The sequence below is a fragment of the Nocardia heshunensis genome (genome assembly GCF_054782115.1).
In genome coordinates, this window is sequence record NZ_BAAGTC010000023.1 from 84,771 (window position 1) to 108,626 (window position 23,856).

A 23,856-nucleotide genomic window follows, 5' to 3' on the forward strand; every position below is an offset into this window, starting at 1 on the left:
TTAGACACGTCAGCGGCGATCACCCTTCCCACGAGCGGGAAGATTCGTCGGCCCATGCGCAGGTTGAATGCCTCAGGGCCACCACTTCATCACCGAATCCGGACGGCGAAACGCATGGCGATTCCATCGCAGATCGAGCGCTTTCACGCGACCACTACCGCGCTCTCCTCGATTGCCGGGCCACTGACCACCGAATCGATCGAGTTCGCATGTTCGGTAGGGCTGCGTGAGGTCGGCTGCTTCACTCCGCGCACACGAGAGTTCCAGGGCTATCCGCAGGAAGGGCCGTTTTCCATTGTGACGCTGCGGATTCCACACAGGAACCCCGACAGGACGCCGACGCTGATCCTGACTCCGCGCGCGAGTGTGCGCATCTATCAGTCGGATCTGGAGCCGGGCACCCGATTCTCCCGTGAGGTGATCGAGATCGATCCACGGATGCCGCCTGAGGGCACCGTGTCGTTTCGCGAGCGACGCGGAGACTGGACGCTGGTGCATGAATTCACCGCGCAGTCGAGGCTTCTGCGGAAACTGATCATGCGAGGCGAAGACCGAACCGGCGCGGCCGCGCAGTCTCCCACGGTTGGGAACAGCTCGCGCTGAGCGCGACGGATTTATTTGCCACTATTCAACGAGCCGTTATTCAGCGGCCAAGACGGTGGAAGGCACGGTTCCCCTCATCCCGTGCCTTCGATCGGATGGCCGGATCCGGATCCCCCAGGTTCGGATCCAGCCACATCCGGAGCTCGCCTCGACCACCAACGGCGACTTCGACAGCGGTCGGCGGCCAGGGACAACCGCCGACCGCACTCCGGGTCCGCGATTACGCTCCGACCGGCGCCGCAGAGTCGACAATCCCTGCCAAAACCGCCGCGCTACAGGTACATCCAGCATCGTGACGACCTGTTCCACGACCATCGGATCGCCACCGCCGAGGTGAATTGATCGCCTGGCCCGACGCGCCGCTCCACACGTCCACCTGGGCGCCAGTAATGTGATTCGAACGTATCCCGTGGACATCGTCGCCACCGTGCGCGAGCTGAGCGTTGATATCGGTGAGCAGATCGAGGGCATCGCCGAGATCTGCGACTGGGCTGGCTCTGCCGCACTGAGCATTCCAGTGAGGGTAGGGGATGACTCCAGACCAAGAATTCGATCAACCGAGCTTCCCCAAGGACGGGAATACCTGATCGTCGCCATGCCCCCGCGGACGCTCTAATGGGCGCGAGGAGAGCGAGGGCAGAATGGAAACGACAACCGCAACACCGACTCTGGTCGCTGTCTATCAGCTCGATGGCTGCGATGCGTGGCAGCGGGTGGCCGAGTTTCGGTTGTCGGAAACCGGGACAGTCGATGTGACCGTGACCGATGACCACGAATGCCCGTTGGCTTTGCACTGGTACCGGGAAGGGATAGAGACCCCGGCGGTCTTACCTCCCGTCACGATTTCGGATGGCCCCGCGTTCATGCGCGCACTTCTGCGCCCGTACCGAATGAACTATTGCCGCCTGGTGGACGAGAGCGCCGCGGAGACGCCTCACTACAGCCCGAACGCGTAGAGCGTGAGCACGACAGCGACACTGCCGAGCGTCCCACCGATGGCTTCGATCACGAGGTCGCGGCCCGCGGTACCCGCTTGCAACCACAGTGCCCAGATCGGGGCGAAGGTCCGCAATACAGTGAACAGCAAGGCCAGCAAGAGCACACCGAGCAGGCCGTCGAGTCGCAGGAGCGGATGAATCCACGCGAACCCGACGGTAATCGCATAGATCTCGATCTGAGTACCGAGGAGCTTCATCCCGAGACCTCGGCCGCTGCCGTCGGACAGCTTCCCCTCACTCCCGCTCAGGGACGTGCGATTCCTCGAGACCCAAGGAATCCCGTACAGGATGACCACTGCGACAGCGTGGACGATTCCCGCGGCAGCGCCCCCGACCACCATCGATACGACATGCATGATCATGTTCGATCACAGCACCCGCACGACGACGGCGTTGCGCGGCATCCGCGACCATTTGACCGTCGAACCCGAGTGGGGTGCTTCGATGACCATGCCGTTGCCGGCGGCCAACTGCACGTGTTCAGGACCGTGCCTGCCGAACGAGCTGGCCGGAAAGACCAGGTCGCCAGGGCGCACGTCCTGCGCGGGAACCCGTGAGCCGCTGTAGATCTGCTCGTAGGTGGTGCGCGGCAGTACCACCCGGCCGTCGGAGGCCTGCGCGATCGCGTACTGGGTCAGCCCCGAACAGTCGAATCCACCGCTGCTGGGTCCACTGATTCCGCCGCCGCCCCAGACGTAGGGTGTGCCGAGCCACCCGGTGGCGGCCCGCACGGCGTTGCCGCCCGATGTCGCGTCCGACAGCACTGTGGGGCGCCGGCGTGACCGGAGGCGCGAGCGGGGGCGCCGCGCCGCGGTTCGTGAGGTCATGATCATCTTCGGCAGCGGCGGGGGAACTATCCGTGCGGCCAGCGCGCGGGCGGCGACGGTGTCCGCGTCGACCTGCTTGGCGGCGTTCGTTATCGCGATCTGCGCCGCGTCGAGTAACGCCGGGCCGCCGAAGCGCGTGTTGCCCACCGCGGCGATCGCTTGTACCCGAGACCGCAGATCGGCGATCTGGTTGGTCAGCCGGTTGCGGCCCTCGAGCGTATTGCCACCGGACTGGGTGACGGCCTGCCCGACGATTTCCTCGCGTCTGGCATGAGTGTCGGCGATCAGCAACGGGATCGCGTGGGCGTCGGCGTATCCGACCGACGTAGCTCCCGTGAACGCCCCCGCGTCGACGATGGTTTTCGACGCGGGAATTGACTGCGCGCCCTGAGGCCGGCCCGACCCGTAGAGGCCGAGTAACGCACCGAGCACGTCGTGTAGATCTCCGGTGAGAGCGGTCGTCATTCGCACCACCCGTTGTCGCGCATCGTTGATCGCCTCCAAGAGCAGCAGTTGCTTTGTGGCTCAGCCAATTTGGAGCCCCCTCTATCGCCGGCCGGCTGCGCCCGCGCCTCGACTATGCCCGACGGTCACCGGTGTGGCTTCCCAGCTGCGGGAACCTCGGACAATGAAGCTCTATCGAAGTAGGAGGCGGTACCGGCAGATATGGCGAGTCCACAGAACCAACCTGTTCGGCCGCCCGGAAACCAGATTCCGGAATTGCCGTGCCCCGCTGGGGCATCGGTGGGTTTGAAGACGTTCATCTCGACGGCGGCCACCGAGATCCAGACGGCGGTGGATCTACTCGGTATCGGTACGACCGAACCGCCGCCGACCGTCGATTCACCTACCGCCGACGAGATCATCGCCGATTTCGGTGAAGGTGAGACAAGCGCGGATTATCAACAGGTCCTCACGTTGCTGCAAAATCGTCAGGCGGCGCTGGTCCAACTGGATGACACCGTGTTGAAGGTGTCGAATACCGTGTCGGCGGCGAATAATAAGACGTTTGCGACGATCATGCGGAGCGTTGGCCGGCTGGCCGACGACCTGAATACAGCGTGCGCGACATTGGGCTCCCAATCGTTGAAGCCCGCGCAGGAAAGCCCTCTCATACTCGAGGTCTCCGATACCGTCGACGCCGTGTACGCGCAGGTCGCTCAGGCCGCCGAGCACAACCGGCAGATGGCCGGTGGCGGTCAGGGCGGCGGATCGACCGGTACTGGGTCGAGCAGTGGCTCCGGAACCGCGGCGACGTCGGGGTCGGGGTCGGGCGGCGATGGAATGATGAGCGGCCTGATGCAGATGCTGACCATGCTGCCGATGATGGGCATCTCGATGCTGCCGTCCCTGCTCGAAGGACTCAGACAAAACCAGCAGAACACGGACAAGCAGAACGCGGACGCCAAGAATCCGAACGGCGAGCCGCCCGCATCGGCGCCCACGCTCCAGCCCGACGCGAACACGCCCGCGTCCACCGCACCCAATCCTGCCGGAGCCGCACCTGCGAGCACCGATCCGAACGCGCCCAAGCCGAACAGCCCGCAGGCGAACGTCCCCGCTTAACGATCACGCCCGCCGGCCGAAACATGCTGTGGCGCACGGGGTCCGGTCCGTCGTCAAGATCCCGTCCCACACCTGCGTTGTGTCGGCCGCCGGGCGCGCGGCGCCGGGCTCCGGCACGGATTCCGCCGGAGTTGGCAGTGGCGGTCAATGACTCGTAGGTCCCTCAAATCACCTTGTCGGTCCCTTAATGCCGTGGGATCGTCCACGATCCCACGGCATTGGCTCTTACCCTCCAGCCGTTCACTGTCCATCCGTCGATGCGGGCGGGGCCGGTGCATCGGACGGGCCGACGCTGGCACCGCGGGGCGGGCCGGTGAGGGTGGGCGGGGTCGTCGCCGCGTCGGTGTGGACGGCTGCCCGTTCGGCCGGGGTCCGGACGGAACTGGTCGCGAGAGCGAGGTAGCGGGGGTGGGACATGATCTGTTCACTGGCGTACAAGGCGTCTCGCAGTGTTTGCCGGGTCGGTTCATCTGCCAGCAGCAGCGCGAGTTCGGTGCAGCGACGCTCGAACACCATGGTGCGCAGTACATCCGCCTCGTTGTCGATGCGCAGCCTGCCGAGTTCGACCCGCCCGGCGTCGACGCGCCGGGACAGCATCGCGGCGGCCAGCAGGTCGTCGGCGTCGCGGAGGTCTTGCCACAGTTGCGTGGGCACGCGGTGCCCAGCCTGGATGGCATCGAGCACCCGGCCTCGCAGGGTACGGGCGCTCATGGCCTCAGGCGGCGTGGCGAGGGCTCTACCCACACCGGCATGGGCGGCGATCGCCAGCTCGACGCGGCGCCGGCGGATCGCCGAATCGGGCGCGGCGGCACTGTCTTGCAGGGCGGTCGCCAAGCCGGAGAGGGCGAGTCGGTCGAGAGTGTCGGGCGTCGGGTTGCGCAGGTCGACGTCATAGGCGGGTGCCACCATGTCCTCGACTGCCACATCGGGGAACGCGCCGCGCAGGCTCGCGTCGATGGGTGCGGAGGAGACGAGCGCCGACAGCCCGGTGTCGGACGTCGGCCCCCAGGCGAGCGCGAATTCGGCGAGGATCCGGGCAGGGTCGGCGATGCCCTCCCACGGGGATCCGCCCTCGGCGGCCAGCGTGTCGTCCCAGGCCCACGGTGTCGACACCTCGCGCGGGAGATAGATGCCCGCGGGCAACCAGCCGCGGCCCTCGTTGGAGGTGATGAACACCCGGGTCCCCACCGGTCCCCGCATGACCGACACCGCCCAGGCCAGTCCGACGGCGGGCGAATCCGCAGCCGCCAGGACCGCCCCCAGCAGTGTGCGGGCCAGGACCAGGTCCTCGTTGATCGTTTCGTTCACGACGAAGGCGGGCGGGGCAGCCTTGTCCTTGGCCGCGGCAACGGCCGAGGCGAACGGAGTGAGCAGCGGGGCAGACGCCGCGTCATCGTCGCTGTCGGCCGCCGGAACGTCGGCGGACTGGTTCGAGGACGGATCGTCCACCGAAGGCAGGACCGGTCCTATCGCGGACGAGTCCGAGGAAGCCTCGACCGGGTCGGCGAACGGCGCGCCAGCCACAGTACTGCCGCCGACGGACGAGCTAGAGCCGGGCTCGGACGTCTGTCCCGTCGATGCAGCTGAGAGGTCGGGCATGGTGGCCAACGGTAGAAATCCGGGGCCGTGGCCGTCGGCGGGGGCTCCGGAGTGGGGGGGCGCGGTGGGGTGCGAGCCGACCGGAGGATGTGCATCGACGGGTGTGGTCGGGTGCGAGCCGACCGGCGGATGTGCATCGACAGGTGTGGTCGGGTGTAGCTCGACCGGAGTGACGGGACCTGAGACAGGCCCGGTCGGCAAGGACACGGCCGGGAGGGATGCGGGGCCGCCCGTCGGGGTGGGGGCGTATGTCGGCGAGCCGTTGCCGGACCCGGCCGATCGGATCGACGTCGCACCGTCGTCGTTGACTCGTTGCATTGTTCTCGCGGCAGTACGCAGGTCGTCGGCCAGTTTCTGATGGTGGTCCGCGAGCGCTTGCCCGGCCGTGTACCGGGCGTCGTAGTAGGTTTGCAGGGAGTTGTAGACCTCGTGGGCAATGTTGCCGTACGTGGCGAGGAACGTGCTGAGCCAGTCATCCGGCTTCTGCGACCAGGAGGAGATCTCTTCCTTTCGCGTTTCGTGGTGTAGCGCGAGCTGCTCCAGCGCAGCGAGGTCATAGCTGACGTTGTCTGCCATGCGGTCCTCGATCTCCTTCCATCACCAACTGGTCGATTGTCATGGCATCGGCTGCCAGTGAGCGCAGCCGAATTCCCGCCAGTGGGAAGCACGGGCCCGCGGCGACGGTCCCAGTGGTTCTGCTGCCCCGAATATCACGTACCGGGCGGTGCGGTGGTCACCCGGCGCCGATCGGGCTCGTCTTCCCCCGCAGGGGGACCCGACCGGTCGAAGAAGGGGTGGTCGGCGAGATAGGCGTGGACATAGACCGCGTCTCGCAGGCACGAACGGTCGGGCGCCCGCGCGAGCAGGAGCACCAGCTCGTTGCCGAGCCGTTGAAAAGACAAGGCACGCAGCGCGGTCAGCTCATCGATTCGCTCGTCGCGCAGTCCACCCAGGGGAATGCGGGCGGCGTCGACACGCTGCGCCACGACCGCGGCAGCGAGGAGGTCGTCGATATCGCGGAGTTGGATCCACAGCTCCTCGGGCACCGCTCGGCGACTTCGCAGAACAGTCAGGATGCGGTCCCGAAGTGCGCTGGCCCCCATCGGGTCACCGGCCGCGGCCGTCACACTCGCCAGGCGGGCCTGCGCGTCGTGGGCGAGGTCGAGACATCGATCGCCGATCTCGGCCGTGCCGACCCCCGCGACCCGCTCCAACAGCCGCCGGGAGGCGGTCGTCTCCAGTCGATCGAGCAAACCCGGCCCGGGCGCGGACAAGACCAGATCGGGTGCGGCACCGACCTCTCCCTCGCACGAAACATCGCGCAGCGCGGCGCGCAACCGCGGGTCGATCAGGGACGAGGAAGCGATCGCCGAGAGTCGCGTGCCCGAGGCCGATCCCCAGGCGAGCCCGAATTCGGCCAGGGTGCGCGCGGGGTCGGACAGACCCTCCCACGGGGCGTCACGCGAGATCTTCCATGTCCAGGGTGTGGAGAGCTCGCGGGGTAGAAACAGCCCGGACGGGAGCCAACCGCGGCCTTCGTTCGAGGTGAGGAAGACACTGACCCCGGCGGGTTGCCGCATGACCGAGACCGCCCACGCGGGCGCGATCGGCGACAGATCGACCGCCGCCAGGATGCTGCGCAGCAAGGTCCGTGCGAGTACCAGGTCGCCGTCCACCGACTCTCCGAGAACGAAGCGCGGGCTGGCGGCGGCCGCGATCGCGGTTCCGACGGCATCACGCACCGACTCCGCGGCAGTGTCGTCGGGGGTAGCGGCACGTGTGCCGCTGCCGCGCGGTTGATTCCGCTGCTCGGTGTGCGGGGCCGGCGGCGGCGGGCCGAGACCGCCGACGACCGAACCTGACTGACCGGTCTGCGCAGTCGATACGGTGACGCGAGGAATCGTCCCCGGACCCCGCGCATCGGTCGATGATGGCGACGGCGCTACCGGAATGGTTTGCGACGCAACGGTTTGCGCGCCTGTGGGCGCCGCCGCGACAGCGGTCTGCGGGAGTGGAGTCTGCGAGAGCAGGGAGAACGCCGGCAGGAACGCGCCCACGTCACCGGTCGGACCGGCCCCCGGCTCGGTAGTCCCCGCCGGGGCCGGGTCGGATGCGGCCGTATGCGTGTCGGCAGTCGACGAGGAGTCGTGGGCCGGAGTCGGGGCCGGCGCCGATTCGCTGCCGGCCGTGGGATCGTCGGTGGCCGTCGATTCGCTCTGGGAGAGATCCGGACGCACTGGCTCCGGCGCGTCATCGGCTGGCTGATATTCGGGGCTGTTCGGCTGTGCCGCAACGGTACTCGGCGCGGTCAGCGACGGCGGAGCAGTGCCGGCGGCGCCACGCGGTGCGGTCGCTGCCGGGGAGTAGCTGGTGGAATCGGGCGATTGACCGGCGGAATGGTCTGTCGCATCGCCCGTGAATCCGGTGCCGGAGCCATCGACGATGTTCGGATCGATCGACGGACCCCGTCCGGTGAACTGGTCGGCGCCGATCGGAACGACGCTCGGAGTCCTCGTATCCGAACCCATTCCGAACGGGACGCCGGGTGACTCCAGCCCGGGCGTGGGTGTGGTGCCATGGGCCGGGGAGCCGACGGCATTCGGCCCGGGGGTTGCCGGTGTCGCGGGTCCGAGGACCGGAACGACCGGAGCAACCGCAACGACAGGAGCAACCGGTGCTGTCGGAGCGATCGGCGCGCCGGAACCACGTGGACCGCCCAGGCCGGTGGGCGGGTGTCCCGGTGACCGGTGGCCGGGATCGCCGTAGTCCCCGGTTCCCGCGTACGCGAGCAGTTCGGCGATCTTCGCGAAGCCCGCAATGGTCTGCGGCCCAACCAGGCCCACGGCCTGCGTCACCACTCCGGCCACCTCGGCACGGGCTTGGCTGAGGATTTCGCTGATCTTTTGATCCCGCTGCCGGTTGTCTCCGTCGGCGATGTCCTCGGAGTGTGCCGGGGGAATCTCGTCGAGCCGCGTCTTCGCTTCATCGACGGTGTCGATGATCTTGTTTTGAGTCCGGCGCACCAGATCCGCGATCTGTCCGAAGGCGTCGGCTGCCGCGTCCAGCGCATCGCCGAGGTCCCGGACTCGACCCGCTTGGGCGCGCATGGCATCCTTCGCCGGTTGCAGTCCGACACTCGCCCGGACCTTCTCGTCGAAATCCCGGCGAGCCTGATCGAAGCCGGCGCTGTCCAACGTGGCCGCCGCAGCGCGGGCGGCCGCGGCCAGTGCGCCCCACTCTCGCGGTCCGTTGGCGGGCCAGTTGTCGCCGACGATCTCTTTCCAGCGTGGATCTTCCGGATCAGGCTCCATACGGCCATCGGATCGGTCGACCAGCCCGGTCGATCGCAGTGGCTTCGGTGTCGTCCACGACCCGGTAGGCCGACGCGATCTCCGCGACCTGGTCGCCGGTAGTGGTCGAATCGGCGCGAAACGTCGACGCGGCCCCGTTCAGGAGCGTCGAGGCATACGTTTGTTTCGCGGAATCGGTTGCCTGGTCCAACGGGGACACCGGCTTGCGCGGCAGGTCGAAGCCCCGGACCGCGTCGAACACCTGCCCGGCGATGGCCGCGGCTACCGAGGCGAGATGGTCTGCGGCCGCGACGATCTCGTCCGGGTCATCGATGTCGAGCGTGTCGGCCATGGTGGTTCCCGTCGTCTCAGTAGCGCGGCGTACCGAATTCGGCCGCTTCCATGGCCCGGTAGGACGCCTCGGTCGGGAGGTCGAAGGAATCGATGGTGTGGCCGCGGGTTCCGTTGTGCTCCATCTCGGTGCGCAGACCCAGCCGGGACTTGTGGTGCGCGAGCCGCGCGAGGCGCACCAGTTCGGCGGCGAGCCAGGTCTCGCCGTTGTCGCGGGCGTCGTCGGTGAGATGCAGGCCGATGATCTCGCCGTCGCGGTTGCAGGCGACACCGACGGTGTGATCGGGGTTGAACACCTCGTAGCTGAGGGTGCGCCAGTCCGGTGCGGCGGGGTCGAGGTCGTCGTGATCGTCGCTCATGGGATGCTCCTGAATTAGTGGTCGGTTCGGCCGGATACCAGCGAATTGTGTTCTTCCGCGGGAAGTTCCAGCTCCGCGGTGAGTGCCGCCCAGGTGAGGTCGTTGACGCTCAGCACGTGCTGTATCTGCCAGAAGCGGGTGCCGAGATACAGTTCCGCTGATCCGTCGTCGGCCACGTCGAGATGGTCGGGTCCGTCGATGGCCGGGTTGAGGGTCACCGTGGTGACCGGTGGCTGCCCGTCGTCGACGGTGAGCAGGGTGGCGCCGCCGGGAATGAAGGTTTGCCGGCAGCGTGCCCCCGCCGGGGCGTCCAGTTCGGGGCTGTTGGTGACGATGGTGATCTGTGGATCGAGCAGCAATTGCGCGACCCAGGACCGGGCGGTGGCTTCGGGCCGCTCGGCGTTGATGCCCAGCGACGCGATGACGGCCAGGTCGAGCACCAGGACCGATTCGGTGGCGGTCACCCCGACCACGATCAGGCGTTTGGATGTCGGGCCGGGGGCGGGCAGGTCGTCGGCGGGCATGGCCACCACGTCGGTGCCGGGTCCGGTGACCGCCGCCGGAAAGGCGGTGATGGTTCCGGTGGCGACGTCCACGGTGTAGGCGACGATCGGGCTCATCGCGCGTTCACCGATGCCGCTCAGCCGCGCCAATCCCTCGTTGTGCAGCCAGCGCACGGTATCGGCGACCGTGACGTCGTTCTCGTCGTTCTCGAGTTCGTCGCTCACGAGGCGTGTTCCGGTGTCGCCGAGGCGGGTTCGGGGTCGTGCCATGGATCGGAATCCATCAGGGCCTGGTACTGCCGTCCGGCGTCGGCGGTGCTCTCGGTGATGGCGGCCATGATCTCGGCGACGAGTTCTTCGCAGTCGAACTGCTCGGTGCTGCCGGGGGCGAGGTAGAGATCGGTCAGGCGGCCCATGGCATCGATCTCGGGCACCACTGCGCCGGTCGGTGAGGGGCGGCGGGCGCGGATGGCATCGATCCGCCCGCGGATGTCGGCGATTCGATTGCGTAGATCGCGGGCGGCGTCGAGCGCGGCCTGTACGTCGGGATGGATCTCACTCATACGGAACCTCCGGTCTTGGGGGCCGCCTGATTGGCGGGGGCCGGTGTGGCGGGTGTCGGGGTGGGCGCGATGGTCGGCTTCTCGCCGATCACGGCCTCCACGTGCGGGGTGTGGTCGACGAACATCTTCTGGTCGGGGTGCCAGGCGACGACCCGGGCGCGTTCGCCGCCACCGGCGCCGCCGCCCATGCCCGGCGCCATCGGCATATAGGGCCCCATCGGCGAGCCGGCGGCGCCGGGGGCGGCGGAGCGGGCGTTCGCCGCCGTCGGCAGCGGCTCGACGACGGCCGTGGGCGTCGCGGGCACGGAGGAGACGGTGCTGGCCAGCGCGGGCGCGCCCACCACCGGCAGCGGTCCCGGATCGGTCGACACCGCCGGCACGCTCGGTCCGCCCGGGTCGCCGCCGGGATAGCTGGGACCACCGCCACCGACGTCGGACAACGTCGGAACGGACGGCAAGGGGGTGTCGAGGTAGGGGGACGGGTCCAGCGACGGTTGGTCGGGCAGATTGTTGTGCGACAGTTGATTGTTCGCGCCGGACATCGCGCTGCTCAGCAGCGCCGGCAGCATCTCGGCCATCATGCTGTTCTGGTTGTTGTTGCCGTTGGATGCGCCGCCGCTCCCGGTCGGATTACCGCTGCCGGTGGCGGGCGTACTGGTTCCGCCAGGAACGGGCTGACCGCCGCCAGTCGTCGGATTCGACGGGCGACCGCCGCTCCCGGTGGGGTTCGCCGAGGTTCCCGTCTTGGCGGTGTACTCCGTGAACGTCTGAACCGATCGCGCGTTGTGCTCGTTGAATTCGGCCAGCGCCCTTGTGACCGCGATGGGGTCCTGCGGCCGTGTTTTCATCAGGGCGAGCAGCTTCGTGCGGGTGGTCTGGATCTCCTGGGGCGTGGGATGCCGGTTCTTGGCGGTATCGAATGCGTCGGCGTAGTTGTCGAGCGTCGAGGCGTGCCCGTCGAGCGTGTCGCCGAGGTCGCTCAGCTTTTGCTGAACAGTCCCCAGATGAGCCGCGATGGCCGTCCCCACCGGCGTCCAGTCGGCGATCACCGGGAGCAGCCCCTGGAGTTCGTCGAGCCCGGAACTGTAAGGGCCGGAACGATACTGGCGGATCGAGTTCGCAAGGTCGCGGGTCGGCCCGGTGCCCGGACCCGCGTGCAGCTGCTGGGCGAAGGTGAGCGGATCGACCGCCGCAGCGATAGCCGGCGTCGGTACGGGTGCCGAGTGCGGAGCATAGGTGGGCGGTGGCTCGATCGGATTCGGGCGTCCGTCTCCCCCGCTGCCGCCGATCGACCGCGCGCCGTCTCCATCGGTCTGCGTCAGGGCGGCGATCGCGGCGCCCATCGGATGGGGATGGCGTGCCAGCTCGTTGAAAAATGCGATGATCTGGTTTCGCGAATCTTGTATTCCCGCATTGATGCCAGTGGTCGCGACGTGTGAGTTCACGTCCTGCCCCGCGGGCTGCGCCCAGGTCAAGGGCAGCCCGGCGTGCAGGCGGCGGTGCAGGTCGTCCAGCGCTTGGGCCGCCCGCAGCTGCTCATCGGGGTTGACGCTCAGGTCCACAGTCGATGCCTCCGGCGGTAGGTGGTCAGATCGTCGTCGGCAGCGCCGCGGCGTTCAGCGCTGCCGACGGGTCGTCGGTGGGTAGACCGGTGGGGGTCGACGAGTCGGGATCGGCGCTCTTGCCGGGCGCGGTGATGCCGCGCGGACGCGCGAAGCCACCGAATCCCTTGAAACTGCCGGTGCTGTCGGACATCTCGTCGGCGTAGGGCTGCACGCGCTTGTCGACGATGACCTCGAGGGCATCGTCTTCGCTGGCCCCGTCAAGTCGCCGCACGATGGCGGTCTTCGACGGGTCCTCCCAGACGACGACGTCACCGGTGATCAGTTCGTACGGGTCCTTCGGATCACCGATGTGTTTGTCATCCGACCAACTCGACGAGGTCTTGCCGTAGGCCTGACGCGCGTCGAGCACAGTCGGGTCGTGGAACGCGGCATCGAGCGCCTTCCACACGGTGGCGCAGACCCGTTGCGACTTCCCATCGGGATAGGTGTAGAGCACACCCCCGTCGGCGTCCGGTGCAGGCATGACCGAAGTCGCAGAGGGGGGTGTCCCCGGATTGCTTGCGTCGGGTGTCACCGATTGTGGAGCCAACGCCTCGGTGACCGGCGCGGCGGGGGTGGTCCCCGGTGGCGGAGTCAACGGCGCGGCCGGCAAGGGCTGCTGCGGCATCCGATATGCGGCGTTCAGGGCCGGGTCTTGCCCGATGCCCTGGTTCATGGACTCCAGCATGTTCGGGATCGCCGAAAGCATAGCCAACGACGACAAGTCCGAAATCGGCGATGCGTTGTATCCGTCCTGGTTCGAGCCCGCCTGAACGGGAATGTTGCCCGCACCACCGGTCGAATCATTGATCGGATAATTCTGGCCGCCATTGCCTGGCGCTCCCGAGCTGTTACCAGGGAGATTCAGGCCATTGTCGGAGGTATTCGCGCCGGGGGTATTCACACCGGGCGTGTTCGAAGTTCCATCATTGCCAGGCGCCGTCGGCGAGTTCGAGACACCGTTTTTCCCGGAGTCCGGACCTCCGAGCGGACTCAACCCCAGATCCTTAAGCAGATCCGCTGCAGTATTATCGCCCGAACCGTTCCCCGCATTCCCGTTCCCCGCATTCCCGTTCCCCGCATTCCCGTTCCCCGCATTCCCGTTCCCTGCGCCATTCAAGGCATCCAGTCGCGATTTGAACGAGGCGGCATCAGTCGCTTCCTGCTGCTGGAGTGCGGCCATCTGAGCCTGGAAGGCATTCATATTTGATGCCAGCCCTGCAGCCCCGCCCGCCTGGTCTAGTAATTTAGATTTGGTTTGATCCATAACGGAACACAAATCAACGGAGGCATCGGAGATGAATTTCATGACCCAGGTGGTCTCGGTGTAGTCTGCTGTCGGCCCCGATAATGCATTGGTATGCATAGTATCGATCGTATTGTTGATCGAATCGCGGGCGCCTTGGGCTATATCCTTGGTGGCATCCGCGATGGCGGGCATACCCTTGTCCACCGACAGCAGTTCCTGCATCGCATTGTCGAGTTTCGTTGCGTACTCCTGATAACTCTGTAGCAGCTGACCCGTCATTCCTGCGATGACTGGTAGGGCACTGTCGGTAGACGGCGTCGGTGACGCCGGTGGCGGAGTCGTATTTCCGGTGCCGAGCTGCCCAAAGTTGTATTTGAAAGTTCCGGGAAGTTTGAGATACCAGTTATTCACCACACTGGGGTCCAGCACGAAGACTGGAGCCATCTTCAGCTCATCCCTGATTTTCCGCGCATCAGGCATAAATATATCGTTCATGCCCGAGGAATCAGACATAGACGTAGGGACTCGTCAGCGTCGACAGGTTTACAACCGGCATTTCTTTCTGCGGGACTGGGGGCGTTCCAGGACCACCCGGAGCCTGCTGCTGCTGGTTGTTCTGCCCACGGTCACCCGCCTGGTCGTGACCCCGCCCAGGTATGAAATTCGTCAAGTAATCCCCGCCTGTTGTGGCGGCGACCGTTTCTCCCACGCCAGCCAAATCGCGCCCTACCCCCGCGCCCTTCAGGGCGCGAAGAAACCCCTTGGTGGCCCTGGCATCCTTGGTGATCCCGGCGATCCCTCCTCCCGCCTTGCCACCATAGCTGGTGCTCAATCCGTCGATGGCGGCAGCTCCGAGAGCGGCCTCGGGACTATCACCGTCTTCCATGGCCGCCACTCCACCGATCACTGCGGCCGCAACGCCTGTAACGACAGAAAGTCCTGGCACGATATTTCCCGCCATTCCTATCACTCCCAACGTTGGGAGTGCCCATCCTTTGATCGATTTAGCCCAAGTACCCCAACCATGACCCATAGTCCCTCACTTGTCACAGATCGACGCAGAAGCATGGTGGCCTGTCACCTCGCTCCACTTCAACCGACCATCACAGCCATCCGACAGGCGAGAAGCCAGAAGCTACTGCGTTTATTTTCGGCGATCCCCACTATTGGGAAGCCGATGCGAACAAGTCCGTGCCCGGGGCGATGGCAGTCGTGGAAAAGGAAATCTGAAGGTCGCGACCTTCCCGATTTTCCGGCTGCCCCGTTCATGCCAGCCAGCGCAGTAAGGCCGGGATGTCGGCGTCCGGGTCCGGGTCCGGGTCCGTGGCGTCGTACAGGTGGGCCACGACCTCGGGCCGCAGATCGAGTATTCTGTGGTGCCGGGTGCCGTAGATCTTCGGCACGGTCAACGCCAGTCCGGCCCACTTGCGGGCGCAGTGGATCGGAGCGCAGTTCACGCGTATAGATGGCGAGGGCTTCGCTGCGATATACAGCCAAGTAGGCGCTGTAGCCTTCCGGTTGTCCGGGCGGGCGGCCGCGGACGGCCCCATGGTCGGTCGATTTCAGTTGGGCGGTCTGCGGAAGCCGCCGATGGTGTTTGGGAATCGATCGCTGGTCGAGGTAGGTCACGGCGGAGACCTCGGCGCCCCGGGGTGGCTCGCGACCCAGCGTGCGGCCAGGTCGGCGATCCATGCCGGGTGCGGGGTGAGACTGCGGACGCGCCAAAAGGTCCGGTGCGCGGTCATCGCCTCCGCGGCGGTGTTTTCCGCGGTCATCGCGAACCCGGGTTTCGATGTGAGTAATGAGGGCGATCGGGTCCGGCCAGTACACCGAGGGATTGCGGAATCCCGACTCACTGCGGTAGCGGTGCACGTAAATGCCCACCGCCGCACACGGTGTGCAGCGCACAAGCACGGCAAGTGTTGCCGAGCGCGGCGACGCCGATCTGGCAGGCCGTCATCGCCGACTCAGAGAGGGCCGCGTCGAGCGGGATTCCGTCGCCACGAACCGCCTAGCAGTGATTGCACGCCAAGTTCAGTGGCCGTGTACCTTCACGATGAACTCGTGGAAGCCCAGCGGCTGCCAACCCCGAAGCACCTCCGCGAAGTCGAGTCCTCAAGTCGGCCAGGGCAATTCGTTGACAGGCTCGACCAACACGATCCTCTCGCCTCGTCGGGATCGGGCGGCGATGAAATCAGGACCGCTGCCAACCCGCCGCCCTGAATCTGTTGACGGGTTAACAGACGGTGCACACGACCCTACTGTCCACCGGCAACGGCCGCAGTGACCTGTCCCCACACCTGAGAATTCGCTGGTGGCGAGGCCTACCGAGCTGCCATATTCCCACACGCGACGAAGACGCTACGGCACGGCTATGGCAGTCGCCCGGCTTCGAAGCTGGCGGGCAACGACGTGATTGTGATGGTCGCTCCGGTATGCGGAGCCTCGACGCACTGCCCGCCACCGAGGTACATCATGACGTGGCCGGGCCCGGGACCGTCGACTCCGAATTCGCAGAAGATCAGATCCCCAGGTCGGATGTCGGCCTGGTTTACCGCGGGCAGCGCCGCGTACTGCTCTTGGGAGGTGCGCGGGATCGAAATCCCGGCGACCGCCGCGGCGTACTGCATCAGTCCGGAACAGTCGAAGGAATCCGGCCCGGTGCCGCCCCATAGATACGGTTTTCCCAGCTCCGACAGCGCTACCGAGATCGCCTGCTGGACGGCGGCGAGCGTGCTCGGCTGCGTGTATCCGGCTTGCCGCAGTGCCGCGGCGGGTGCGTTGGGCAGCGTGACTCCGGCGTGCCGCTGTCCGGCGATGTTGTAGAGGAACAGGGCGGTGAGTTGATCGATGGCCCCGGCGATGTCGCTCGCGGTCGCGTGCCCGCCGGTGACGACATTGTCTCCCGCGACGAGCGCGACGGTCACGATGTCGTGAACACGTTGCTGACCGGCGGGGGTGTACGCCGATGGGCCGAGGGCCTTCAGTGCGGCATCGAGATCGCCGAGCACGCGTTTCACCGCGGCGACATCTAGATCGTGATATCCGGCGAGGGCGTCCAGGTAGACGGCCAGCTGACTGTCGATGTTGTAGTAGGCGGTCGCGGTATTGCTCTGATAGAGCTGCGCGGCCTTCACTGCCGACGCAGCGACTCCCGTCATCGCGCCGGTTGGCTGGGCGCTGCCGGTGGAATGAGCATTACCGGTCGATTGCGCGCTGCCCGGCGACCGGACACGGCCGGGCACCGAATTTGTAGATGTCGGCGGCGCGGTCTGCCGGGTGCCGTATGTCTGCCGCGCAGCCCGGAGCGCGGTCTGTGCGCGCGGAACGAGTGCATCACTCGGCACCGTGGCGGTCGGGGGTGACGGCGCGGGTGTCTGTCTCGATCTCGTGGAGTCGGCCAGGGCCGATGCCAGGAACGGGGTGAGCATGCCCGGAGGGGAATGCCCAGATATGGCCGGTTGGGCCGTGTCCAGCGGCGGAGGTTGCCCGATGCCGGTGCCCCGTGGGCTTGTCGCCGAGATCGGCGCGGACGTCGGAGTCCACTGTTGGACAGCAGTACTCGCTGACGTTTTGACTGTAGCCGCCGGAGCTGCCGTTGTCGGAGGGGCCGCCACGGGTCGGGACGCCCTGGTGTCGGTGACCGCGGTCGGCCCGGTCGGCGTGGCCGAAACGGTCGTCGCGGTCGGCAGAGACTGTCCGGGAGGAGCGTCGGCCGACGCGGCGGATGTCGCTTCGCTGAAGGGAGATCGAGCGGGCGCCGCTGGCTCGACCGGCGACGGGAAGCTCGTCCGAGCGGTCCACGGGGTCGAGTGCAGGATTCGGTTCTTCCTGCCGGTCTCGGTGGCCACCGCGATGTCGGCCATCAGAGGTTCGATGTCGAATTCGGCGGCTCCGATCTCGCCCGCTGGCTCGAGACTCGTCATGGCAGGCCTCCGAGCACCCGTTTGATGAGAACATCACGCCCCGTGGGCATCTCCGACTCCTGAACCTGTCCGGAGACCGGATCGCTGCTCACGATGAGGTTCGGCCCGATCCAGACACCGACGCGACCGGGTACATGACCGCGGTGCGCATGATCCCAGAACACCAGATCCCCGGGGGAGACCGCTGAGGGATCGACCCGTTGCCCGCAGAAGCCCTGAATGTCGAGGGTTTCCGGCAAGACGATGACGGCCCGGGCCATCGGATCCTGACATCGAGCGGTCACCGGATCGTCCAGCGCCGCCGGGCTTTCGCCGACTGCGGATTGTGGCGGATCGGTATCGCCGGTGGTCGCAGACCGGCAGACGCCGCTCAGCGCACCGAGCGAAGCGGTACGGATCACCACCGCGGTCATCACCGCCTGGTCTGCGACCCGCGAGTCCCTTTTCGTGTCGCGGTTCAGCTGTGCGAGTGCGGCCTGCCGGGCGCAATCGGCGGCGAAACCCCGGTAAGGAGTCCGCAGGGGCGCCTTCTGAGGCTGTGCGTACCGCATCGCGCTCACACAGTCTCGATCCCACTGGGACACGGTCGTATCGTCCGGTGCGATGGTGACCTCGGCCATGGAGGTGGCGATCGGCGGAATCGTCGTGGCGAATTCCGGTTCGCCGGTCGGAGCCGACGGCGTGACGGTGGGAGTCTCCGTGATCGCCGGGTCTGGTCCGACCGCCGATTCGCACTGGTTATAGTCCACGCCGAAGGCCGCGGGGACGCTACCGAGAACCCCGATGATTGCGGCGAGGAGCAGCAGAGCCGTGATCGCGATCGGAATGATCAGATGCCGCCAGCCTATGCCGCCGAGTAGTGTCCCCAGTCCCATAGTCTGGCCTCCAAGCAAGTAGTCCGGTCGACTGGCACGAAATGAACTATCCGAAGACTGATGGCATTCCGGTGGGCACCCACCGGTCTTCGATCAGCTGGGCCCGATCGATGGCCTGCATCGTTGTGTTGAAGGCCTCGAGGGTCCTGGGGTCGGTCAAGTCCTGCCCATGGAACTTGCTGATGGCCTGGTGCACGCTGTCAGCGTGCAGATAGCCGATTCCCGCCCAGGCGCTTTCTGCCAAGTGACGGTCGAGCCCTTGGCTCCGGAGGTCGTTGACCCTATCGCGGATTTCCTTGGGCAGCACGCTCGTATCCGGGGTATGTGCGAGGTGCCCCAGGGCCTCCAAATTCTCTCGTGACGGATGGGCCATGTACTGGTTGAGCCACTGTCGGGCTTCGGGGCCGAGAGTCTGACCCCTGATATTGGCGTGACGGAAGGCGGCCGACATCTGGTGGAGTTGGGTCAGCCCCGCCGCGAAATTGTCCATGTCTGCCTGCTGTCCGGTGGCGAAGGCCTGTGCGGCCAGGCCCTGGACGTTGCTCATGGCGGCGGCGATCGGGCGTACGCCCGAACCCGGCGGGAGGACCCCGAAGCCCGCCGGTCCGATGAAGCTTCCTATCTCCCAGCCACCAGGCGGAGCTACGAGCACCTCCGGGTGTCTGGCACCGAGTACCGGCGGCAAAGCAGCGCGCCGCAACGGCCTGAGATTCCACGGAGCTCGGGATGCCGGTGGGAGCCCACCGCCGGCTCCCCGCGGCACGACGGCGCGCCGCCCCGCCGCGGGACCGGGCGGAGCCGCGGCGGGACCGCCACCCGCAGGCCCACCACCACCAGCAGCAGGCCCACCACCGGCAGGCCCACCACCACCAGCAGCAGGCCCACCACCACCAGCAGCAGGCCCACCACCGGCAGGCCCACCACCTCCAGCAGCAGGCCCACGACCTGCAGCAGGGGCCGCGGTCGGGGCGGCTCCACCGCCGCCAAACCCCAGTCCATGATCTATCCCTCGACCGAGGCGCCCTAGCATCGCGAGCGGGACCAACTCGCCACCGACGAACAGTTGGCTGCTGTTGAGCAATTTCATCAACCCGGGCATGTGCCAGCGAGCACTGATATCGCCCATTCCCAGTGCGCGTCCGCCGTTGCCACCGTCGGCCTGCAGGCGTCGCGCGAATCGGTTTGCCACCCAGTCGCTTCCGCGATCGATACTGGTCGACAGCCGTCTGAGCTGGCTGATCGCCACGACTTCGAGCATCGAGGCGATGCAGAAGGCCTCCATGACGTGGCCGTGAACCAAGGTGAAGATATCGCCGAGGATCAGGGTGTAGATGCCGAGGAAGATGATTTCGACGCACATGCGGAAGCCCGCGAAGAATCCGTCCATGATGTTTCGGACCAGGAATGTCTGGCTCGGGCCGTAGATGAATCCCCCTGCGGCGAAACCGAAGATGGCCAGCAGGCCGTGGTAGACCGAATCCAGGGCCGACCGCACGATTCGTAAGGACAAGGCCACGGCGAACCCCAGCAAGAGAATGGCGCACAGTAGCAGCAGCAGTCCGGTTCCCAGCTGTCCGACGGACGGATGTTCGATGCTGTTCCAGGCCGCGTAGTCACAGCTTTTCAACGCGCTGCGCATGGCGCCCTGGTTATGCGTCAGGCCTGCGTTCGTCCACGCGTCACGGCACACCGGATTGTCGTCGATGACATGCCCGAAATTCCAGACCTGCAGCGGGTGACGCGCGAAGTTGTCGGCCATATGCGTCTGCATGTTCGTGATCAGTTGCGCCGGTGGCGTATAGCGGTCGCCGTTGAGTCCGGCGGCGACCGTGAGACCGACGTCGCGGCCGCGGCTCAGGAAACCGTCGGAGGACAGGACGCTAGCCAGCGGGTCGGCGAGGAACATCGGTCCGATAACCGCGACCCCCACCATAGTGACCACTTGCACGGCGGCCTTGGCGGTCTGAGCGCGCAGCACGAACCAGGCCACGCACCCGCCACCCACGGTGACCGCCGTGATCAGCATCAACGGTGTCGCGATGGTGCCGGTGAGGGAATGGGACACGGTGCGCAGCGGGATCACGACGATATCGAGCCAACGGAACGAGACCACGTAACCGATCAGCCAGATGCCACCGCCCACGACCATCATCCAGCCGCTGAACTCGAAGGACAGGATCACGACGATCCCTGCGCCCTTGGGGTCGAAGTCGAAAATGCTGTGGCTGATGTCGGTGGCGAGATCGTAGTTCGAAAGGTCCACGCCCTCGGAATCTCGAATGTACATCCAGCTGAGCGCGCTGTTGGAGACCAGGGTGTCACCGCCGGGGTCGGCTTGCGCGACCGCGCCGAGGATCCCCGGAATGACGAACAGCCCGACGACCACCGCGATGACGATCACTGTCCGCCGACGCAGCGCGGTGGCGGTAGCCCAGGCGCGCGCCGCGCCCAGGACCGCACTCGGCTGCCAACGGCGCTCGTCCCAAAACCGCTCGAGGTCGAACAGGGCGGCGGGCCCCTCCGAATCATGGTGGTTTTCACTGCCGTTCATGGTCACCCCGCCGTCCGACGACCGGCCACACGCACCCGTGATATCCCCGGCGTACTGGTGATGGCGGCCGCCCGCTCGGGCCGCGCGGGGCCCAGCACCTTGCCGCGACCGATGCGATTGAGCGCGTCGCGCATGAACATCTCGCCACGGCGTTCCTCGGGCACCTGTCGGCCGACACCGACCGGCGGCGAGGTTTCCTCCCGCAGCACCTGCAATAGATACGGCGCCTCGTCCAGATCGACCCCGAGCCACTCCAGACTGTTACGAGCCAGAGTCTCGTCACGCTGACGGAAGACGAACCGGTTCGGGATCAGATTGTGGGCGGCGCCTTGGAAGTCGGTGGCCGGGTCGTGCGAGGCCAACGCGATGGCGGCCAGGTGCTTTCGGCCGTCTCGACTGAAATCAGAGGTGACCGCCGCCCCGACCTGCGTTTGGGTGAAGTGGTGGGCCTCGTCGCCCACCAGGAGGCCGAATCGCCCGTTGTCGCTGAGAAAGGCTTCCCGCGCGGCCACTCCGACGAGTTCGTAGAGTGCGGTACCCAGCCGTTTGGTCAAGGGCAGCCGGTTGTAGAGGTGCGGCGTGGTGAGCTCCTCCGCGGTCGGCAAGGCGACATTGTGGCTGCGGATGACTGTCGCGGCGGCGTCGAGTCGCAGCGACGGCAACTTCGGATCGAACAACACCGGAACGCGATCGGCGACGGTGCCCAAACGCGCGGCCAGATCACCGTATTCAGGATTGGCGCCGGGCTCATCGCGCAGCCGCCGCACCACATGGAAGAGATCCAGCAGCGACTTTATGCGGTGCTCGGTGATGCCGCGGGTTGTCAGCAGGGCGCTGGCCGCAGCGCCCGCGCCCGAGGTCGGCGACAGATCCAGCAGCGGCAGAATGGAATCGAGAGTTCGTTCGCCGGCGACCTGCGGTGCGAACATGCGCAGCGGGTCCAGCGAGACCGTCGGGTTGGCCAGATCGATGACGACCGCATCGTCGATGGCGGTAGCAAAATGCTCCCACTCCCCGACCTGACTGCGGTCGATGGCCAGGAACTGGCCGCCCATATCGTTCACCAGCGCCGCAACGAGTTTCAACAGATACGACTTGCCGGAACCGAGTTCGCCGGTGACCGCGAACGAGGCGGACAGGTCGTGCAGGGCGGCCTCCATGATGCCGAAATGGATGGGCTCGAAATGCCCCGACATCAGGTTGACCCCGATCACCGGACCGCTGTCGTCGCCGACCTGGCTGCTGGTGAACGGCACGAAACCGGCCCACATGTCCGACGGCACGATGTGGGCGAAGTCGTCGTAGGCGCGCCGCGACGGACTGCCCGGCACCAGCATCGACCAGAGATCGAGTTGCGCGCCCAGCGGTGCGGTGAGGTCGACCTGAAATCGCTTGTACCGGCGTTTGAGGGTATTGACCGCGTCCATGGTCGTTTCCCGGTCACGGCTGCCCACGGCGATCACGGTGGTGAAGGCGACCTCCGATTCGCCGCCGTTGACCTCGAAGTGGTTGTTGTACTCGCCGAGCATCTGAGCTTTCGACATCAGGGTGTTGTGCGCGAACGACACTTCCTGATCTCGCTGATCCATCTGCTCGCCGAGTCGGCGCAGGTTGGTCTCGTTGTTCTTCAGCACCTGGTCGGCGGGTTTGGTCGATATCCGGATTCCCCAGTCGACGGTGACCTCGGCGGCCAATCCCTCCAGCACGTTGAGGAATTCGCTGCCGCCGGGAAAAGCCATGCCCGAGTAGGGAAACGAGTGCGGGGTGAGCATGGCCTGATATGAGGGCAGAGATTCGCGATCGGGTTGGACAACCTTGATCACCGGGATGAACGAGGGCCACAAGCGCCGGTTGCTATCGGCGCGGGCCCCCTCGTCGAGCGCGGCGGAGCGGAACACCGCGGCGGTCGCGTCGTCGAGCGCTCCTTCGCGGGTCGGCGCGACCGGATCACCGTCGGCGCCCCGGGAAAGGTAGTGCTCCCATAGCCATTGGAACAGCGCAGCGGGCACCGGGGCCGGGTCGAAGTCCCCGCCGATCCGGGAAAGTATCTCGTTCGCCTTCGATTCGTAGGCCTCGAGGTCCGTGCGGACGATCGCGGCGGCATCGGCGGACGCGGTGCCGCCGCGCCATAGCCGCGAAAGGGACGACACGCCGGGATTGGTCGAGCCGACGGGGATCGATAGCAGGAACATGCGGGTCTGGGGTCGGATGGCCCGCACCCGTTCGAACGCGGCGACCACCTCGACGGCGTAGTTCTCGCAGTCGTCGAGGTCGACGCCCTCGACCATTTTGCTCAGTACGTCCCGGGTGTTGAGGCCGGCTTGGATCCCGAGCAGCAGCGACCCGCTGGGCAAGGCGTTGATCAGTGCGTGATGGGCCGCCTTGACCTCGTACTTGTCGCTGGACTTGCGCAAGCCGTAGCCGAGCGGGTTGATGAAATACGTGGCGGTGACCAAGCCCCCGTGGGTGAATTGGAGGTGGCCCCTGATCGCGGCGGTTGGTTGCAGATCACGATCGAAACCCATCAAAGCCTGCCTTCTGTCATCGGACTACGGTCGCCCACAAGCCTTTCCAGCAGTGAGACCCCGGAATGCCCGGCGGTTGGCGCGATCGCTGCGGACGGCAGGATGACGACCACGGATTCTTCGATGAACAAGGTGTTGCCGGCGGAGGCCGCGTCGACCGGCATCCCAGAGGCGGACACCGGTTTTCGCGACAGGATCAATCGGCCGACCCACATGACCCGTGAGGTGAGGCGAACGCCCGTATAGGGGATGAGCCCGATGGCGAAAACCGTCACTACGGTGATCACCAGGCCCGCGATGAATGAGATGGCCGGGTTGACCGGTAGCGACAGACAGCCTATCGACGTCACCGTCAGCAGCACCGCGGCCACCGTGACCTGCGGGAGGGTATAGGGTCCGAACGGTAGCTTCTGCCCGTTCTGCGCCTTCCCGATCATGGTCCGGACGCGTTTCACCGGGGTGAAGAC

The 23,856-nt window shown here is 66.5% G+C and carries 22 protein-coding genes; 5 read left to right on the plus strand and 17 right to left on the minus strand.

Features of this window, described 5'->3' with window-relative positions:
* Positions 1-114: 114 nt before the first annotated feature.
* The 3 genes from ACYVN4_RS38725 (at position 115) to ACYVN4_RS38735 (ending at position 1,559) form a co-directional block, all read left to right on the plus strand.
* Positions 115-603 (plus strand): hypothetical protein, encoded by a 489-nt coding sequence (locus ACYVN4_RS38725; RefSeq protein ID WP_460728121.1) that lies wholly within the window; start codon positions 115-117, stop codon positions 601-603.
* A gap of 409 nt (positions 604-1,012) precedes the next feature.
* A complete protein-coding gene (locus tag ACYVN4_RS38730) occupies positions 1,013-1,219 on the plus strand; it encodes a hypothetical protein (RefSeq protein ID WP_460728122.1) in 207 nt (68 codons plus the stop codon).
* A gap of 25 nt (positions 1,220-1,244) precedes the next feature.
* Complete coding sequence (locus ACYVN4_RS38735; RefSeq protein WP_460728124.1) at positions 1,245-1,559, plus strand: hypothetical protein; 315 nt, start codon at positions 1,245-1,247, stop codon at positions 1,557-1,559.
* Here the strand turns inward: ACYVN4_RS38735 and ACYVN4_RS38740 are convergent.
* Both ACYVN4_RS38740 and ACYVN4_RS38745 read right to left on the minus strand, forming a co-directional pair.
* Complete coding sequence (locus ACYVN4_RS38740; protein WP_460728126.1) at positions 1,541-1,798, minus strand: hypothetical protein; 258 nt, start codon at positions 1,796-1,798, stop codon at positions 1,541-1,543. The two genes, ACYVN4_RS38735 and ACYVN4_RS38740, sit on opposite strands and share 19 nt — an antisense overlap.
* A 171-nt stretch (positions 1,799-1,969) precedes the next feature.
* On the minus strand, positions 1,970-2,893 hold the full coding sequence (locus tag ACYVN4_RS38745) for a C40 family peptidase (RefSeq protein ID WP_460728128.1): 924 nt from the start codon (positions 2,891-2,893) through the stop codon (positions 1,970-1,972).
* Between the two features lie 279 nt (positions 2,894-3,172).
* On the opposite strand from ACYVN4_RS38745, the gene ACYVN4_RS38750 reads away from it, so the two are divergent.
* Positions 3,173-3,994: a hypothetical protein gene (locus ACYVN4_RS38750; protein WP_460728130.1), complete on the plus strand. Its 822-nt coding sequence runs from the start codon at positions 3,173-3,175 to the stop codon at positions 3,992-3,994.
* A 240-nt stretch (positions 3,995-4,234) separates the two neighbouring features.
* Here the strand turns inward: ACYVN4_RS38750 and ACYVN4_RS38755 are convergent, their stop codons facing one another.
* The 11 genes from ACYVN4_RS38755 to ACYVN4_RS38805 form a co-directional block, all read right to left on the minus strand.
* Positions 4,235-6,169 (minus strand): type VII secretion target, encoded by a 1,935-nt coding sequence (locus tag ACYVN4_RS38755; RefSeq protein ID WP_460728132.1) that lies wholly within the window; start codon positions 6,167-6,169, stop codon positions 4,235-4,237.
* Between the two features lie 134 nt (positions 6,170-6,303).
* Entirely contained in the window at positions 6,304-8,904 is a 2,601-nt protein-coding gene (locus ACYVN4_RS38760; protein ID WP_460728134.1) for a hypothetical protein, read from the minus strand.
* On the minus strand, positions 8,894-9,235 hold the full coding sequence (locus ACYVN4_RS38765; RefSeq protein ID WP_460728136.1) for a hypothetical protein: 342 nt from the start codon (positions 9,233-9,235) through the stop codon (positions 8,894-8,896). The genes ACYVN4_RS38760 and ACYVN4_RS38765 overlap by 11 nt, the downstream gene beginning before the upstream one ends.
* A 16-nt stretch (positions 9,236-9,251) precedes the next feature.
* Entirely contained in the window at positions 9,252-9,593 is a 342-nt protein-coding gene (locus ACYVN4_RS38770) for a hypothetical protein (protein ID WP_460728138.1), read from the minus strand.
* Positions 9,594-9,607: 14 nt separating this feature from the next.
* Positions 9,608-10,366, minus strand: a complete 759-nt coding sequence (locus ACYVN4_RS38775) for a hypothetical protein (RefSeq protein ID WP_460728140.1) — start codon at positions 10,364-10,366, stop codon at positions 9,608-9,610.
* Positions 10,318-10,659, minus strand: a complete 342-nt coding sequence (locus ACYVN4_RS38780; RefSeq protein ID WP_460728142.1) for a hypothetical protein — start codon at positions 10,657-10,659, stop codon at positions 10,318-10,320. Before ACYVN4_RS38780 ends, ACYVN4_RS38775 begins: the two co-directional genes overlap by 49 nt.
* Positions 10,656-12,221: a hypothetical protein gene (locus ACYVN4_RS38785; protein WP_460728144.1), complete on the minus strand. Its 1,566-nt coding sequence runs from the start codon at positions 12,219-12,221 to the stop codon at positions 10,656-10,658. The genes ACYVN4_RS38780 and ACYVN4_RS38785 overlap by 4 nt, the downstream gene beginning before the upstream one ends.
* A 25-nt stretch (positions 12,222-12,246) precedes the next feature.
* Positions 12,247-13,992: a hypothetical protein gene (locus tag ACYVN4_RS38790; protein WP_460728146.1), complete on the minus strand. Its 1,746-nt coding sequence runs from the start codon at positions 13,990-13,992 to the stop codon at positions 12,247-12,249.
* 25 nt (positions 13,993-14,017) lie between these two features.
* The gene (locus ACYVN4_RS38795; RefSeq protein WP_460728148.1) at positions 14,018-14,473 is read right to left on the minus strand and encodes a hypothetical protein; all 456 of its coding nucleotides are present in this window, start codon (positions 14,471-14,473) and stop codon (positions 14,018-14,020) included.
* 304 nt (positions 14,474-14,777) lie between these two features.
* On the minus strand, positions 14,778-14,969 hold the full coding sequence (locus ACYVN4_RS38800) for a hypothetical protein (protein WP_460728150.1): 192 nt from the start codon (positions 14,967-14,969) through the stop codon (positions 14,778-14,780).
* Between the two features lie 915 nt (positions 14,970-15,884).
* Positions 15,885-16,673: a C40 family peptidase gene (locus ACYVN4_RS38805; protein WP_460728152.1), complete on the minus strand. Its 789-nt coding sequence runs from the start codon at positions 16,671-16,673 to the stop codon at positions 15,885-15,887.
* Positions 16,674-17,004: 331 nt separating this feature from the next.
* Between ACYVN4_RS38805 and ACYVN4_RS38810 the strand changes: the two genes are divergently transcribed.
* On the plus strand, positions 17,005-17,463 hold the full coding sequence (locus tag ACYVN4_RS38810; RefSeq protein ID WP_460728154.1) for a hypothetical protein: 459 nt from the start codon (positions 17,005-17,007) through the stop codon (positions 17,461-17,463).
* Here the strand turns inward: ACYVN4_RS38810 and ACYVN4_RS38815 are convergent.
* Genes ACYVN4_RS38815 through ACYVN4_RS38830 form a run of 4 tightly spaced genes read right to left on the minus strand, consistent with a single transcriptional unit; the run spans position 17,435 to position 23,826 of the window.
* Complete coding sequence (locus ACYVN4_RS38815; RefSeq protein WP_460728156.1) at positions 17,435-18,313, minus strand: hypothetical protein; 879 nt, start codon at positions 18,311-18,313, stop codon at positions 17,435-17,437. The genes ACYVN4_RS38810 and ACYVN4_RS38815 overlap by 29 nt on opposite strands.
* Before the next feature lie 46 nt (positions 18,314-18,359).
* On the minus strand, positions 18,360-20,870 hold the full coding sequence (locus ACYVN4_RS38820) for a hypothetical protein (protein ID WP_460728158.1): 2,511 nt from the start codon (positions 20,868-20,870) through the stop codon (positions 18,360-18,362).
* Positions 20,867-23,389 carry an ATP-binding protein gene (locus tag ACYVN4_RS38825; protein WP_460728160.1) on the minus strand — a complete coding sequence of 841 codons (2,523 nt, stop codon included), beginning with the start codon at positions 23,387-23,389 and terminating at the stop codon, positions 20,867-20,869. Before ACYVN4_RS38825 ends, ACYVN4_RS38820 begins: the two co-directional genes overlap by 4 nt.
* Positions 23,389-23,826, minus strand: a complete 438-nt coding sequence (locus tag ACYVN4_RS38830; protein ID WP_460728162.1) for a hypothetical protein — start codon at positions 23,824-23,826, stop codon at positions 23,389-23,391. Before ACYVN4_RS38830 ends, ACYVN4_RS38825 begins: the two co-directional genes overlap by 1 nt.
* Between the last annotated feature and the right edge of the window lie 30 nt (positions 23,827-23,856).

Coding starts and splice junctions, on each gene's coding strand:
- ACYVN4_RS38740 (WP_460728126.1), bottom strand. CDS start 1,798: ATGAAGCTCCTCGGTACTCAGATCGAGATCTATGCGATTACCGTCGGG.
- ACYVN4_RS38760 (WP_460728134.1), bottom strand. CDS start 8,904: ATGGAGCCTGATCCGGAAGATCCACGCTGGAAAGAGATCGTCGGCGAC.
- ACYVN4_RS38725 (WP_460728121.1), top strand. CDS start 115: ATGGCGATTCCATCGCAGATCGAGCGCTTTCACGCGACCACTACCGCG.
- ACYVN4_RS38830 (WP_460728162.1), bottom strand. CDS start 23,826: ATGATCGGGAAGGCGCAGAACGGGCAGAAGCTACCGTTCGGACCCTAT.
- ACYVN4_RS38795 (WP_460728148.1), bottom strand. CDS start 14,473: ATGGCGGGAAATATCGTGCCAGGACTTTCTGTCGTTACAGGCGTTGCG.
- ACYVN4_RS38745 (WP_460728128.1), bottom strand. CDS start 2,893: ATGACGACCGCTCTCACCGGAGATCTACACGACGTGCTCGGTGCGTTA.
- ACYVN4_RS38780 (WP_460728142.1), bottom strand. CDS start 10,659: ATGAGTGAGATCCATCCCGACGTACAGGCCGCGCTCGACGCCGCCCGC.
- ACYVN4_RS38825 (WP_460728160.1), bottom strand. CDS start 23,389: ATGGGTTTCGATCGTGATCTGCAACCAACCGCCGCGATCAGGGGCCAC.
- ACYVN4_RS38815 (WP_460728156.1), bottom strand. CDS start 18,313: ATGGGACTGGGGACACTACTCGGCGGCATAGGCTGGCGGCATCTGATC.
- ACYVN4_RS38770 (WP_460728138.1), bottom strand. CDS start 9,593: ATGAGCGACGATCACGACGACCTCGACCCCGCCGCACCGGACTGGCGC.
- ACYVN4_RS38735 (WP_460728124.1), top strand. CDS start 1,245: ATGGAAACGACAACCGCAACACCGACTCTGGTCGCTGTCTATCAGCTC.
- ACYVN4_RS38765 (WP_460728136.1), bottom strand. CDS start 9,235: ATGGCCGACACGCTCGACATCGATGACCCGGACGAGATCGTCGCGGCC.
- ACYVN4_RS38790 (WP_460728146.1), bottom strand. CDS start 13,992: ATGCCTGATGCGCGGAAAATCAGGGATGAGCTGAAGATGGCTCCAGTC.
- ACYVN4_RS38775 (WP_460728140.1), bottom strand. CDS start 10,366: ATGGCACGACCCCGAACCCGCCTCGGCGACACCGGAACACGCCTCGTG.
- ACYVN4_RS38810 (WP_460728154.1), top strand. CDS start 17,005: ATGCCGGTGCCCCGTGGGCTTGTCGCCGAGATCGGCGCGGACGTCGGA.
- ACYVN4_RS38805 (WP_460728152.1), bottom strand. CDS start 16,673: ATGACGGGAGTCGCTGCGTCGGCAGTGAAGGCCGCGCAGCTCTATCAG.
- ACYVN4_RS38755 (WP_460728132.1), bottom strand. CDS start 6,169: ATGGCAGACAACGTCAGCTATGACCTCGCTGCGCTGGAGCAGCTCGCG.